Source organism: Nocardioides taihuensis, assembly GCF_042657275.1.
Classification (GTDB): Bacteria; Actinomycetota; Actinomycetes; order Propionibacteriales; family Nocardioidaceae; genus Nocardioides; species Nocardioides taihuensis.
In genome coordinates this window covers 1-12,901 of sequence record NZ_JBHSKD010000028.1, presented here as the reverse complement: position 1 = coordinate 12,901, position 12,901 = coordinate 1, and the positions used below count along the sequence as shown (strand labels likewise).

The window sequence follows — 12,901 nt, the reverse complement described above, 5'->3', positions numbered from 1 at the left end:
TCTGGACAGCCGACGGCCCCGACCGGCGGGAGCCGGTCGGGGCCGTCGGTGGGCCTGGTGTCAGGAGGGCGTCAGAACGCCTCCTCCGGGAGGTCCATCAGCGCGAGGTCGGTGCTCTCGGCGAGCGCCCGCTCGGAGGCGATCTTCGGCAGCAGGTTCTGCGCGAAGAACTGGGCCGCCGCGATCTTGCCCTCGTAGAAGTGGCGGTCCTTCTCGGACACGTCGCCGCCCAGCTTGTCGAGGGCGACCTCGGCCTGCCGCAGCAGCAGCCACGCGCAGACCAGGTCGCCGAGCACCATCAGCAGGCGCGTGGTGTTGAGGCCGACCTTGTAGATGTTGCGGATGTCGCCGCCCTCGGCCGCCGCGTCCGCGGACATCAGGTCGTTGATCATGTGCCCGACGATCGCGTTGGCGTCCTCGAGGGCCGCGCCGAGCAGGCCGCGCTCGACCTTGAGCCGGCCGTTGCCGGCGTCGCTCGCGGCGAAGGCGCCGATCTCCTGCGCGAGGTGGCCCAGCGCGCGGCCCTGGTCCTTGACGATCTTCCGGAAGAAGAAGTCCTGGCCCTGGATCGCGGTGGTGCCCTCGTACAGGGTGTCGATCTTGGCGTCGCGCACGTACTGCTCGATCGGGTACTCCTGCAGGAAGCCGGAGCCGCCGAAGGTCTGCAGCGACTCGGTGCCGAGCAGCACCCACGAGCGCTCCGAGCCGTAGCCCTTCACGATCGGGAGCAGCAGGTCGTTGACCGCGGCCGCGAGCTGGGTGTCCTCACCGGACGTGTCCCCGGCGTGCTCGGCCGCCATCACCTTGTCCTGCCAGGTGGCGGTGTAGAGCACGAGCGCGCGCATCGCCTCGGCGAACGACTTCTGCGTCATCAGCGAACGGCGCACGTCGGGGTGGTGGGTGATGGTCACGCGCGGCGCGGTCTTGTCGGAGGCCTGCGTCAGGTCGGCGCCCTGCACACGCGACTTGGCGTACTCCAGCGCGTTGAGGTAGCCGGTCGACAGGGTCGCGATGGCCTTGGTGCCGACCATCATGCGGGCGTTCTCGATGACCTGGAACATCTGCGCGATGCCGTCGTGCACCTCGCCGAGCAGGTAGCCCACGGCGGGCTCGTCCTCGCCGTAGGTCACCTCGCAGGTGTTGGAGACCTTGATCCCCATCTTGTGCTCGACGTTGGTGACGTGGACGCCGTTGCGGCGGCCGGTCAGCTCGCCGGTCTCGAGGTCGAAGTCGTACTTCGGCACGATGAACAGCGAGAGGCCCTTGGTGCCCGGGCCGCCCACGCCCTCGACGCCCACCGGGCGGGCGAGGGTCAGGTGGATGATGTTCTCGGTCAGGTTTGACTCGCCCGAGGTGATGAAGCGCTTGACGCCCTCGATGTTCCAGGTGCCGTCGTCGTTCTGCGTCGCCCGCGTGCGGCCGGCGCCGACGTCGGACCCTGCGTCGGGCTCGGTGAGCACCATCGTGGTGTTCCAGCCGCGGTCGACGATCAGCTGCGCGATCTTCTTGTCGCGCTCGTTGCCGTTGCGGTGCACGACGCCCGCGAAGGCCGGGCCCGCGCCGTACATCCAGACGGGGGCGTTGGAGCCGAGCACCATCTCGGCGATGGCCCAGTTGAGGCTGGAGGGGGCGGGGGTGCCGCCGAGCTCCTCGACGATCTGGAGGCGCCAGTACTCGGCGTCCATCCACGCGTCGTAGGACTTCTTGAACGACTCCGGCACGTCGGCGGTGCCGGTCTGCGGGTCGAAGACCGGCGGGTTGCGGTCGCTGTCCTCGTAGGACGCCGCGATGTCCTCGCGGGCGAGGCGGTCGACCTCGGCCAGGATCGACCGGGCGGTCTCGCCGTCGACCTCGCTGAACGGGCCCTTCCCCAGGACCTCGTCGCGGCCGAGCACCTCGAAGAGGTTGAACTCGATGTCGCGGAGGTTGCTCTTGTAGTGGCTCACGTCCCCACCTTCTGTCTCTGCTCAGCGTTTCCGGTCGGTGACCGCCAGGGGCGCAAACGACTGTCCTACTGGCCGGTAACTTAATGATACGAACCCTCGCAAGGGACGCGCAAGGAATCCGGGAGGGGACGTACGTCACCGTGACCCGGGCGGGGCCGGATCGCACGGCGGTCAGGCGCGGCGGGCCACCCAGACCTCCTCGGCCGGCCAGCGCGTGGACCAGTCCGGCGTGACGATCTCGTAGAAGGGGTGGTCGTCGCGGCCGGCCGGTGCGAAGAGCTCGTGGAGCGCCTCGACCACGAAGCCGGCGCCGCCCAGGTGTCGCACCCAGTCCCCGTGCGAGGGGTGGAACTCCGTGCCGCCGCCGGGCCAGTGGACGCGCGCCGCCTCGCCGTACCCGCGCAGCAGCCGGTCGCCGGCGACGCCCTCCTCCTCGGGGACGCAGAGCGCGGAGAGGTGGGAGTTGGTGAGGAAGACGAGCCGGCCGCCGGGCCGGAGCACCCGCGCCGCCTCGGGCAGCCACCGCTCGGGGTCGCACCACGCGGCGGCGCCGTGCTCGCTCACCACGAGGTCGGCGCACGCGTCGGCGAGCGGGAGCCGCTCGGCGTCGGCCTGGAGGAGCGGGAAGCGGGGGCCACTGCCGTCCTGGAGGCGCCGCGCCGTGGCCAGCTGCTCGCCGGAGAGGTCGACCGCGACCGGGCGGGCGCCGGCGCGGTGCAGCCAGGCCGAGACGTACGCCGTGCCGCACGCCAGCTCGACGACGTCGCGGCCGCGCACCTCGCCGAGCAGGCCGAGCTCGCTCTCGGGGAGCTCGAACAGGCCCCAGACGGGTTCGGACCGGGCCCACATGCCGGGAGCCGCGGCGTCGGTCCACCGCTCGTTGACCACGGCCCAGAGCGCCCGGTTGTGGGCGACCTCGGCGGCTCGCTCGTCGGTCACGCGCCCACTCTAGGGCCGGGTCCGGGGGGTGCCCGGGGGCGTGTGACGCGCCGTACCGCATCTGGGAGTTGACTTCGACCGAGATAATCAAGTCTACTGGACCTATCAAGATAGCGTCTTGATGGACTTCAGTATCCAACTCACTCGGTGGATGTGCGACCACCGAGCGACCGAAGGGTGTTTCCCCATGGACAAGCTGCTCGTGCTGGGCTTCGTGGGCTTCCTGGCCCAGCTGATCGACGGCTCCCTCGGCATGGCGTACGGCGTCACCTCGTCGACGCTGCTGCTCGCCGCCGGTGTCGCTCCGGCCGCGGCCTCCGCCGCCGTCCACTTCTCCGAGATCGGCACCTCGCTGGTGTCCGGCTTCTCCCACCACAAGCTCGGCAACGTCGACTGGCGGACCGTCTCGATCCTGGCGGTGCCGGGCTTCGTCGGCGCCTTCGCCGGTGCGACGTTCCTCGCCAGCCTCGACGGCGACTCGGCCAAGCCGTGGGTGGCGGGCCTGCTGCTCGCGCTCGGCCTCTACGTGATCTACCGGTTCCTGGTGCTCGGCGGCCGTCGCCCGACGTTCAAGCACCGCCCGCCGGTGGCGATGCTGGCCCCCATGGGTCTCGTCGGCGGCGCGCTCGACTCGATCGGCGGCGGCGGCTGGGGCCCCGTCGGCACCACCACGCTGCTCTCGTCGGGTCGTCTCGAGCCCCGCAAGGTGATCGGCTCGATCGACACCTCCGAGTTCGTGGTCGCCGTCGGCGGCTCGCTGGGCTTCCTCTTCGCGCTCGGTTCGCAGGGCATCGAGTGGGGCTACGCCGGCGCGCTGCTGGTCGGCGGCGTGATCGCCGCCCCCATCGCCGCCTGGCTGGTGCGCCACCTCGCGGCCCGCGTGCTCGGCGTCGCAGCCGGCGGCCTGATCGTGCTCACCAACTCCAAGACCATCGCCGAGGCCCTCGGGCTTGCCGGCAACGAGGTCGCGCTCGTGGCCGGGTCGATCGCCCTGCTGTGGATCGCCGGCATCATCTGGGCCGTCCGCCAGGAGCGTCGCTCGCGCGAGATCGAGGACCTCGAGGAGGAGCTCGCGACCGTCTGAGGCGTCGTGCCGGGGCGACACCGGGAGCGGAGGCCCGCTCCCGGTGTCGCCGCCTGAGTACCTGTAGTGATCAGATCGACCAATCTGACACACTGGACACATGCGAGTCTCCGCCAAGTCCGACTACGCCTTGCGGGCGCTGATCGAGATGGCCTCACGCGGGGACGGCCCCGCGGTGAGTGCCGAGGAGCTCGGCAAGCAGCAGGAGATCCCCCACGGGTTCCTCCAGGCGATCCTCGCCGACCTGCGCCGCGCGGGCATCGTGATCTCCCAGCGCGGTCAGTCCGGCGGCTGGCGGATGGCGCGCCCGGCGGCCGACGTGTCGGTGGCCGACGTGATCCGCGCGGTCGACGGCCCGCTGGTCTCCGTCTACGGCCTGCGCCCCGAGGCGGTCACCTACAACGAGACCGCCGACGTGCTCCAGCACGTCTGGATCGCCGCGCGCCGCTCGCTGCGCGACGTCTTCGAGAACGTCTCGATCCAGCAGCTCGCCGACCACAAGCTGCCCAAGCAGGTCACCCAGCGGACCGCCGACGAAGACGCCTGGCAGCCGCACTGACGCATCCTCCGGAGGAGGCGCGATGAGAGGCCGGTCCGTGCCGGCACGGTCTGCGGCTGCCTCCCTCGTGCTCGGGCTGGCGGTGAGCGGGTGCGACTTCTCCGACGAGGTCGAGCCGTCCGACGCGGGCATCGAGATCATCGCGAACGACGCCGCCAGCACCGCCTGCTCCATGAGCTGGGACGAGGTGGCGGCCGGGACGCACGACGTCGTCGTCATCACCGAGGGGAGCGGTGCCCGCGTCGTGCTCCGCGATCCCGACGGTGACGTGGTGGTCCGGCAGGGCGACGGATCGTCCTCCGAGAAGGCCGGCAAGGCGCTCGTCCCCGACGAGGTGGCGATGGTGGAGGGGACCTACGTCGCGACCTGTCGCTACCCCGACGGCAGCTCGGGCGAGGCACGGCTGATGGTGACCCGCTGAGCGTTACTAGAACACGTTCCAGTTTGGTCGTAGGATCCGCGAATGGACCTGCCCGACCACATCACCTGGGACGCGCCGGACGGCGACCACCCGGCGCGCCGCGCCTCGCAGCGGTCGTACGCCGCGGTCGGGACCGGTGACCTCGAGACCTGGTTGACCGTCTACGCCGAGGACGCCGTGATCGAGGACCCCGTCGGGCCGTCGATGTTCGACCCCGAAGGCCAGGGCCACCACGGGCACGAGGGCATCCGGAAGTTCTGGGAGCTGGCGATCGCGCCGATCGAGTCGTTCCACTTCCGCATCCACGACTCGCACGCCAACGGCAACACCTGCGCCAACGTCGGCACGATCACGACCACGTTCCCCGGCGGCGGGGTCGTCGACACCGACCTGGTCATGGTCTACACGGTGGCCGAGGACGGCCGGGTCGCCTCCATGCGGGCCTACTGGGAGCCCGAGCGCGCGATGGCCACGTACCGCAAGGGGTCGTGACTCACTCCACGACGGCGTGCGTCGCGACCCACGCGACGAGCGGGCGCAGGGCACGCCAGTCGGAGCGCACCATCTCGAGCACCTCGGGGGTGTGGATCACCGGCTCGAAGCCGTAGGGCTTGCCGGCGAGCAGCTGCTTGTGGCGCAGCAGCTCGATGCGGGGGTGGTCGGCGTCGTAGCCGCGCGGGCTCGTCTTCAGCCGCTCGCCGCTGATGTCGAAGCCGGCCCTGCGGAGCCTGGCGAGGATCCGCTCGAGACGCCGCCCTGTGGTGTCGTCAGCCATCGCGTCACGGATCGCCGCGAGCCGCGGGCCACTGGCGTCGTAGAAGCCGGCGCCGACGCGGACGCCGCGCGCCGAGACCTCGACGTACCACCCGGTCGCCTCGCCGGCCGCGACGAACGCACCCTGGTGGGTCTTGTACGGCGTCTTGTCCTTCGCGAAGCGCACGTCGCGGTAGGGGCGGAACACCTTCGCCGAGCCGAACTCCGGCTCGAGGGCCGCGCACAATGCGGTCATCGGGGCGCGCACGTCCGCGTCATAGGTCGGCTTGTGCTTCTCCCAGAACGAGCGGGTGTTGTCGACCTCGAGGTCGTCGTAGAAGTCGAGGGCGCTGACCGGGAAGCCGGCGAAGTCGGTCACCGGCCCAGCCTAGGAGGTGGCGCAGGGTGGTTCAGTCCACCGGGCCGTCAGCCGGATTCGGAGGCACGCTGGGTCAACCTCGGGCTGCGTTCGTCGTCTTGTCCCACATGGAGGCGGTGAGGCCGGTGCACCTGGTGCGGAGCGGGCCCCCGGCGTGGACCGGGCCGGAGGTGGACGTGCGCGACACGGTCGTCTCCGACCTCTTCCTGCTCCACCACCGACGCCTCGTCGGGCTGGCCTCGCTCCTCGTCGACGACCGGCAGACCGCCGAGGAGGTCGTCCAGGACGCGTTCGCCAACCTCTACCGGTCATGGAGGAAGCTGCGCGACCCGGACGCCGCGGTCGCCTTCCTCAACCGCAGCGTGGTGAACGCCGGACGCGACGCGCTGCGTCGCAAGCAGCGCGCGACGCGCGCCGTACGCCATCTCGTGCCGCGCTCGGAGCTGCTCGAGTCGGCGGAGCACACCGCCGTGCAGCACCAGGAGCACGACCGGCTGTGGGCGGCCGTCGCTGCGCTGCCAGGCCGCCAGCGACAGGTGCTGGTGCTGCGCTACTACCTCGACCAGACCGAGGCCGAGATCGCCGAGACGCTGGGGATCACCCGGGGCTCGGTCAAGAAGCACGCGAGCCGCGGCATCACCGCCCTCGCCCACGAGTGGGAGGACCTGCCGTGATCGGGCACGACACCGAGCGACGGCTCGCCGCCGTCCTCCATGAGCACGCGGAGGCCGCGATGAGCCAGACCGACACGTACGCGCAGCACGAGCTGCTCATGATCGGCCGGCAGGACGACCCCGGCGGCGGCCCCCACCGTCTGGTGGCTACCGCGGTGGCGGCCGCGGCCGTTGCCGCCGCGGGCACGGTCGTCCTCTGGTCAGCGGGGTCGGGCGACGACCAGTCGTCGCCCGACCCCGCAGGCACCGGGCAGGTGCAGGCGGTGGCGGTGGCGGACGCGTTCGTCCACGCGCTCGCCGCGAAGAACCCCCACGGCGCCTCCCTGTACGTCGCCCCGGGCCACGAGCCCTGGGCAGGCTGGACGGCGAGCGTGCGGCGCGACATCGCCTGGGAGGTGAAGTACGACCTCGAGCCGTGTGCCGTGGCGAACGGGGACGGTCCGGGTACGCGTGTCGACTGCCCCTACTCGATGCATCTGCTGGGCTCCGCCGAGGCTGATGCCGGGCCCTTCGCCGGCATCTGCAAGGTGCAGGTCGTGGACGGCAAGGTCGTCTGGGTGGAGAACACGGACGCGGCCGCCGTGGACGGCAGCGAGCTCAGCCGGTACCTCATCGACGTGCGCACCTGGATCGCTGAGCACCACCCCGACGACCTGGCGTTCCTGCTCGCCCACGAGCAGGACCTGGCCCACGACGACTGGACGCGGTGGACCGACCTCTGGCGGAAGTACGCCGCGGAGTACGTGGCCGCGCAGCGCTGACGCCGCCGCGTCGGCTAGCCTCCTCGACCATGCCTGACGACCAGATCGAGGACCCGGCCGCGAACACCCAGATGTTCCAGGCGTTCATGGACCGACCCCGGGAGCCCGACCCCTCGCCGTCGCGCGGTCTCGTGGTGACCCTCGTGGTCCTCGCCGTACTGGTCGTGGTGGCGATCGTCTGGTTGCTGGCCGGGTAGTCCGTGGTCGGCCCGTGGACTCGACAGGCTCGACCGACGTGGTCGTGAGGGCGTGGGCTCGACAGGGTCGACCGACGGGGAAGTGGGGCGGATGACGAGGCTCGAACTCGCGACATCGACGGTGGGCACAGCGTCGCGCTCTGGAGCGCGACCCTGGGCGGACCGAGGGGAGAAGTGGAGCGGATGACGAGGCTCGAACTCGCGACATCGACGGTGGGCACAGCGTCGCGCTCTGGAGTGCGACCCTGGGCGGACCGAGGGGAGAAGTGGAGCGGATGACGAGGCTCGAACTCGCGACATCGACGATGGGCACAGCGTCGCGCTCTGGAGTGCGACCCTGGGCGGACCGAGGGGAGAAGTGGAGCGGATGACGAGGCTCGAACTCGCGACATCGACGATGGGCACAGCGTCGCGCTCTGGAGCGCGACCCTGGGCGGACCGAGGGGAGAAGTGGAGCGGATGACGAGGCTCGAACTCGCGACATCGACCTTGGGAAGGTCGCGCTCTACCAACTGAGCTACATCCGCGTGCAGCGAGGCCCGGGGGCCTGCGGCGAACGCGATGCTACCCCAGCGCTGCGGGCGGTAGGTTACGACCCGTGCTGATGAGCGACCGCGACATCCTGACCGAGATCGAGAAGGGTCGGATCGCGCTCGAACCCTGGGAACCGGCGATGATGCAGCCGTCGTCGATCGACGTGCGCCTCGACCGGTTCTTCCGGGTCTTCGAGAACCACCGCTATCCCCACATCGACCCGGCTGCCGACCAGTCCGACCTGACGCGGATGGTCGAGCCCGAGGGCGACGAGCCCTTCATCCTGCACCCGGGCGAGTTCGTGCTGGGCTCGACGTACGAGGTCGTGACGCTGCCGGACGACGTCGCGGCGCGCGTGGAGGGCAAGTCGTCGCTCGGGCGGCTCGGGCTGCTGACCCACGCGACGGCCGGCTTCGTCGACCCGGGGTTCTCCGGCCACGTCACGCTCGAGCTGGCCAACGTCGCCACCCTGCCGATCAAGCTCTACCCCGGCATGAAGATCGGGCAGTTCTGCTTCTTCCGGCTCTCCTCGCCGTCCGAGCACCCCTACGGCTCGGAGAAGTACGGCTCGCGCTACCAGGGCCAGCGCGGCCCGACGCCGTCGCGGTCGTTCCAGAACTTCCACCGCACCCGGATCTAGGCCCGTCCGCGGGCGACGCGGGACGGAGGCCCCTAGCGGCGGGGTGCCCCGGCAGGCAACCATTCGGCTCAGGCACGCGTCTACAGCGTGAGTCGACCTCGAGGGGGACCCGTCATGCCCACGACCCGCCGCGCCGTCCGAGCAGCCTTGGCCGCTGCCGTGATCGGAGCGCTCACGCTCACCGCCGGCCCCGCGCCGGCCTCCTCCCCGCCCGACGCGCGTGCGCGGGCCGGAGCGAACGACGACGCGGCCGGGAGCCTCGGGCGCTGGCGCGTCCAGCCCGCCGGCACCGGCATGTGGGAGGTGAGCTGGCGCTCGCCGTCGCGGCTCCCCGTGACCTCCGACCGGCCGACCGTCGTCCAGGACGGCGTGCCGCTCGGCGTCCCGACCGTCCGCGCTGACGGGCGCACGGTGGTCACCTCCGTCAGCGCGCGCACCCGCCCGGACCCGGCCACCCTCGACGTGGTGCTCTCCGGCGACCGGCTCGACGAGCCCGGGAGCGACACCGCTGACGAGAGCGCCGCGCCCACCAGCCCCCGGCGGCCGGCGGACCTCGCGCCGCAGCTGTCGGTCGACCCGGCCGAGCCCGGTCCCTACGACGTGGTCAGCAGCGACTACCAGCTCGACCCGGTGAAGCTGCCGCGGATGCGCGAGCCGATCGAGATGGTCGGCCACGTGGTCGAGCCGGCCCCGGAGGCCACGACCGGGCCGCGACCGCTCGTGCTCTTCCTGCACGGGCGCCACTCGTTCTGCTACGACCCGACCGGCGAGGGCGGGGACGAGTGGAACTGGCCGTGCCAGGCGCCGCTGGAGGAGATCCCCAGCCACCTCGGGTACGACTACATCCAGCAGGTGCTGGCCTCGCAGGGCTTCGCGACCGTCTCGGTCCGGGTCAACGGCATCAACGCCCAGGACTACCGGCTCAGCGACGGCGGCGCCGACGCGCGCGCCCAGATCGTGCAGCGCCACCTCGACTACTGGGTCGGGCTCGCGGACGAGCACCAGGTCGACCTGTCCCAGGTCGTGCTGGTCGGCCACAGCCGCGGCGGCGAGGGCGTCGACCGCGCGTCGATCCAGATCCAGCCCGACGCGCCGTACACGATCGCCGGCCAGGTGCTGCTGGCGCCGACCGACTTCGGCACGCAGACCGCGCCGTACGTCCCGACCGTGACGGTGCTGCCCTACTGCGACGGCGACGTCTACGACCTGCAGGGCCAGCGCTTCACCGACAGCAGCCGCGACCTCCTCGACGACGACACCTCGCTGAAGAGCTCGGTGCTGGTGATGGGCGCCAACCACAACTTCTTCAACACCGAGTGGACCCCCGGCATCGCCCAGGCCCCGGCGTGGGACGACTGGTGGAGCAGCAACCCCCGCACCGTGTGCGGCGAGGGCTCGCCGACGCGCCTGACCGCCAGTGAGCAGCGCCGGGTCGGCGTCGCGTACGTCGCGGGTGCGGTGCAGCTGTTCACGCGCGACGACCAGTCGGTGCTGCCGATGTTCGACGGGTCGGTCGTGCGGCCGCCCTCGATCGGAGCGGCGGAGGTCTACTCCCACGCGATCGGCGGGGGTCGCGACGAGCGTCGGCCGGCGATCGACACCGGGCTCTCGCTCGCCCAGGGCGCCCGCACGTCGTTCTGCCTCGGCGTCGTCGACCACCGGTCCGTGGATGCCTGCGGGCAGGGCGACGACCTGTGGGGCAACGTCCCGCACTGGTACGACGCGGGCGAGCTCGCGCCGCCGCGGCGTGAGCTGGAGATGACGTGGACCGACGTCGGCCAGTCCGGCGGGCTCGTCCTCGACGACCCGCTCGACCTCTCCGACGGCCGGCTCGAGATGCGCACGATCGTCGACCCGCTGCGCGGCAACGTCCGGCTGCACCTGCGGCTGACCGACGCCGACGGTGCGACGGCGACCGTCACCCCGGCCGACGACGGCCTGGTGCGCGCGCTGCCCCTCGACCGCTTCGTCGGCAAGAGGTGGGCGCAGACGGTCCTGGCCGACCCGCAGGACGCGGCCGGCATCGACCTGACCCGGATCACCCGGATCGACGTCGTCGGCGACAGCGAGGACGGGCACATCTGGGTGCTCGACGTCGCCTCCGCCCCCGCCACACTGGCGCCGGTCCCCGACGAGCGGGCACCGCTGTTTAGCCTCGGGTCGCTCAAGGTCGAGGAGGGTGACGGGCCCGGGACGGTCACGGCGGAGGTGCCGTTCACGATCACGGGCACGCTCACCGAGCCGGCCCAGCTCAAGGTCGGCACGGTCGACTACTACTCGCGTGGCGGCGGCTCGTCGTTCCGCCTCGACCTCGCGCCGGGCCAGACCTCGGGCACGATCCCGATCGAGTACGAGGCGAACAAGGCGGACGACCCGGGCCGTCGGATCACGATGCTGCAGGCCTTCCCGGTGCGCGGCGTGATGACCGACCACTACGACGGCACGCTGCGGATCATCGACGACGACCCGGCGCCGCGTGTCAGCGTGAGCGCGCCGCGCCGGGTGTCCGAGGGCGACCCGGTCAGGATCGACATCAGCCTCGAGGGTGAGACCGCCTACCCCTACTACGTCGAGGCCCAGGTGGTCCGCTCCGGCGGCGACGTCGAGCCGCTGCGCGTCGGCGACGTCCCCACGAAGTGGCTGCGCGACCACCACGTCTCGACCAAGCACCCGCGGCAGGCGCTCTACCGCGCGGACGTGTTCCTGTGGACACGGATCCGGCCGGGCGGTCACAGCGCGGCGCTGACGATCCCGACCCTGCGGGACGGGAAGCGTGAGGGCGTCGAGGCGGTGACGGTGGAGATCTACCGCGACCGGCACGACCCGATCAGGCGCACGGTGCGGGTGGTCGACTAGAGCGCGGCGCGCACCTCGGGCCGGCCGAGGACGGCCACGCACCAGGCGGCGTGGCCGTCGCTGCCGGACGCGCTGAAGCAGGTGGCGGTGACGAGCGCGTACGCCGCGCGGTAGAGGGCCAGCGTCGACCGGTCGTGGTCGAAGCGGGCCACGACCGCGTCGTCGAGCAGCGCCTCGTTGACCCGGGCCCGCGGGCCGTACATGTCGTGGATGCTGGCGGCGACGGCCGCGTCGAACGCCGGGTCGCCGACCACGGTGAGGAAGCCGAAGTCGAGCACGGCCGGAGCAGCGCCGTCGTCGCGGACGAGGACGTTGGCCGGGATCAGGTCGCCGTGCACGAGCCCGGTCGGCCCCGGGGGGAGGTCGCGCAGCCGGGCCACGACCGCGGCCACCAGGTCGTCGAGGTCGGGGACGCGGGGGAGGAGGGAAGCCCGTGACCGGCGGGCGCGACGTACGACGAGGTCGGCGAGCGCCGGCCCGAACGGCACGTCCACCGCCAACGGCGGCTCGTCCTCGAGCGCCGGGAGCGTGGCCAGGGCGGGGTCGGGGGGTACGGCGGCCAGCGCGGCCAGGACCTCGAGCAGGGCCGCGACCTGCTCGTCGGTGACGTGGTGGGCGATGTCGCCCATCCCGGCCCGCAGCGGCCGGCCCTCGAGCCGCTCCTCGACGGTGACCCGTTGGTCCGCGGCGTCGAGGACCTCGAGGATCCGGGGCGTCGTCACGGCCGGGCGGGCGGCGTCGAGGGCGTCGTAGAAGTCGCGGAGCCGCTCGAGCTGGGCCCGGGGACGGGAGTGCCAGGCCTTGGCGACGAGGCCGCCGCCGAGGTCGAGCACCACGCCCTCCATGCCACGGCCGAGCTCGCCGCGCGGCTGGTGGCCGGCGGCGAGCAGGGCGTGGGTCACGGCGTCGGAGGGCGGTCGGGTGGGGTCCACGGGCCGCCACCCTGCCCTACGGGGCCTCAGAGGTCGATCGCGTCGGCGAGGCGGCGCAGCCGCAGGGCCATCAGGTGGCGGCGGGGGACGGGCGGCAGCTGGTGCGCGGAGGCCCGGGTGACCCGCTCGCGGATCAGGTGGTGGGCGCTGGCCTGGTTGAGGTCGGGGGTGTCGTGCCAGACGGTCATGGCGATGCTCCTGGTCGGTCGGGTGGGCGGTCGGGTGG

At 72.1% G+C, this 12,901-nt stretch carries 14 protein-coding genes and 1 tRNA gene; 9 read left to right on the top strand and 6 right to left on the bottom strand.

Annotated features, from left to right (window positions below; translation table 11 throughout):
• Positions 1–71: 71 nt before the first annotated feature.
• A complete protein-coding gene (locus ACFPGP_RS22400) occupies positions 72–1,946 on the bottom strand; it encodes an acyl-CoA dehydrogenase (RefSeq protein WP_378593626.1) in 1,875 nt (624 codons plus the stop codon).
• Positions 1,947–2,117: 171 nt separating this feature from the next.
• Positions 2,118–2,885 (bottom strand): class I SAM-dependent methyltransferase, encoded by a 768-nt coding sequence (locus ACFPGP_RS22395; protein ID WP_378593624.1) that lies wholly within the window; start codon positions 2,883–2,885, stop codon positions 2,118–2,120.
• A 187-nt stretch (positions 2,886–3,072) separates the two neighbouring features.
• Here ACFPGP_RS22395 and ACFPGP_RS22390 point away from each other — a divergent pair, with 187 nt between their 5' ends.
• From ACFPGP_RS22390 to ACFPGP_RS22375, 4 genes are all read left to right on the top strand, one after another.
• Complete coding sequence (locus ACFPGP_RS22390) at positions 3,073–3,969, top strand: sulfite exporter TauE/SafE family protein (protein WP_378593622.1); 897 nt, start codon at positions 3,073–3,075, stop codon at positions 3,967–3,969.
• A 100-nt stretch (positions 3,970–4,069) separates the two neighbouring features.
• Positions 4,070–4,528: an RrF2 family transcriptional regulator gene (locus ACFPGP_RS22385; protein ID WP_378593620.1), complete on the top strand. Its 459-nt coding sequence runs from the start codon at positions 4,070–4,072 to the stop codon at positions 4,526–4,528.
• A 37-nt stretch (positions 4,529–4,565) separates the two neighbouring features.
• A complete protein-coding gene (locus tag ACFPGP_RS22380) occupies positions 4,566–4,949 on the top strand; it encodes a hypothetical protein (RefSeq protein ID WP_378593618.1) in 384 nt (127 codons plus the stop codon).
• A gap of 42 nt (positions 4,950–4,991) precedes the next feature.
• On the top strand, positions 4,992–5,441 hold the full coding sequence (locus ACFPGP_RS22375; RefSeq protein WP_378593616.1) for a nuclear transport factor 2 family protein: 450 nt from the start codon (positions 4,992–4,994) through the stop codon (positions 5,439–5,441).
• A 1-nt stretch (position 5,442) separates the two neighbouring features.
• On the opposite strand, the gene ACFPGP_RS22370 is transcribed toward ACFPGP_RS22375, so the two are convergent.
• Positions 5,443–6,081, bottom strand: a complete 639-nt coding sequence (locus tag ACFPGP_RS22370; RefSeq protein ID WP_378593614.1) for a DUF2461 domain-containing protein — start codon at positions 6,079–6,081, stop codon at positions 5,443–5,445.
• 107 nt (positions 6,082–6,188) lie between these two features.
• Here ACFPGP_RS22370 and ACFPGP_RS22365 point away from each other — a divergent pair, with 107 nt between their 5' ends.
• The 3 genes from ACFPGP_RS22365 to ACFPGP_RS22355 are packed head-to-tail and all read left to right on the top strand — an operon-like array spanning position 6,189 to position 7,713.
• A complete protein-coding gene (locus ACFPGP_RS22365; RefSeq protein ID WP_378593612.1) occupies positions 6,189–6,755 on the top strand; it encodes a SigE family RNA polymerase sigma factor in 567 nt (188 codons plus the stop codon).
• Positions 6,752–7,516 (top strand): hypothetical protein, encoded by a 765-nt coding sequence (locus ACFPGP_RS22360; protein WP_378593611.1) that lies wholly within the window; start codon positions 6,752–6,754, stop codon positions 7,514–7,516. Before ACFPGP_RS22365 ends, ACFPGP_RS22360 begins: the two co-directional genes overlap by 4 nt.
• Positions 7,517–7,545: 29 nt before the next feature.
• Positions 7,546–7,713, top strand: a complete 168-nt coding sequence (locus ACFPGP_RS22355) for a hypothetical protein (RefSeq protein ID WP_378593609.1) — start codon at positions 7,546–7,548, stop codon at positions 7,711–7,713.
• A 451-nt stretch (positions 7,714–8,164) separates the two neighbouring features.
• On the opposite strand, the gene ACFPGP_RS22350 is transcribed toward ACFPGP_RS22355, so the two are convergent.
• Positions 8,165–8,240 (bottom strand) — tRNA-Gly (locus ACFPGP_RS22350).
• A gap of 71 nt (positions 8,241–8,311) precedes the next feature.
• On the opposite strand from ACFPGP_RS22350, the gene dcd reads away from it, so the two are divergent.
• Both dcd and ACFPGP_RS22340 read left to right on the top strand, forming a co-directional pair.
• Positions 8,312–8,887 (top strand): dCTP deaminase, encoded by a 576-nt coding sequence (gene dcd, locus ACFPGP_RS22345; protein ID WP_378593607.1) that lies wholly within the window; start codon positions 8,312–8,314, stop codon positions 8,885–8,887.
• Positions 8,888–9,001: 114 nt separating this feature from the next.
• On the top strand, positions 9,002–11,743 hold the full coding sequence (locus ACFPGP_RS22340) for a hypothetical protein (RefSeq protein WP_378593605.1): 2,742 nt from the start codon (positions 9,002–9,004) through the stop codon (positions 11,741–11,743).
• Here the strand turns inward: ACFPGP_RS22340 and ACFPGP_RS22335 are convergent.
• Both ACFPGP_RS22335 and ACFPGP_RS22330 read right to left on the bottom strand, forming a co-directional pair.
• Entirely contained in the window at positions 11,740–12,675 is a 936-nt protein-coding gene (locus ACFPGP_RS22335) for a phosphotransferase family protein (RefSeq protein WP_378593603.1), read from the bottom strand. The genes ACFPGP_RS22340 and ACFPGP_RS22335 overlap by 4 nt on opposite strands.
• A 26-nt stretch (positions 12,676–12,701) precedes the next feature.
• Positions 12,702–12,863, bottom strand: a complete 162-nt coding sequence (locus tag ACFPGP_RS22330) for a hypothetical protein (protein WP_378593601.1) — start codon at positions 12,861–12,863, stop codon at positions 12,702–12,704.
• Between the last annotated feature and the right edge of the window lie 38 nt (positions 12,864–12,901).

What these genes read in the sequence shown, in the direction of transcription:
- ACFPGP_RS22390 (WP_378593622.1), top strand. Translation starts at nt 3,073, where the DNA reads ATGGACAAGCTGCTCGTGCTGGGCTTCGTGGGCTTCCTGGCCCAGCTG.
- ACFPGP_RS22385 (WP_378593620.1), top strand. Translation starts at nt 4,070, where the DNA reads ATGCGAGTCTCCGCCAAGTCCGACTACGCCTTGCGGGCGCTGATCGAG.
- ACFPGP_RS22375 (WP_378593616.1), top strand. Translation starts at nt 4,992, where the DNA reads ATGGACCTGCCCGACCACATCACCTGGGACGCGCCGGACGGCGACCAC.
- ACFPGP_RS22365 (WP_378593612.1), top strand. Translation starts at nt 6,189, where the DNA reads ATGGAGGCGGTGAGGCCGGTGCACCTGGTGCGGAGCGGGCCCCCGGCG.
- ACFPGP_RS22355 (WP_378593609.1), top strand. Translation starts at nt 7,546, where the DNA reads ATGCCTGACGACCAGATCGAGGACCCGGCCGCGAACACCCAGATGTTC.
- ACFPGP_RS22340 (WP_378593605.1), top strand. Translation starts at nt 9,002, where the DNA reads ATGCCCACGACCCGCCGCGCCGTCCGAGCAGCCTTGGCCGCTGCCGTG.
- ACFPGP_RS22330 (WP_378593601.1), bottom strand. Translation starts at nt 12,863, where the DNA reads ATGACCGTCTGGCACGACACCCCCGACCTCAACCAGGCCAGCGCCCAC.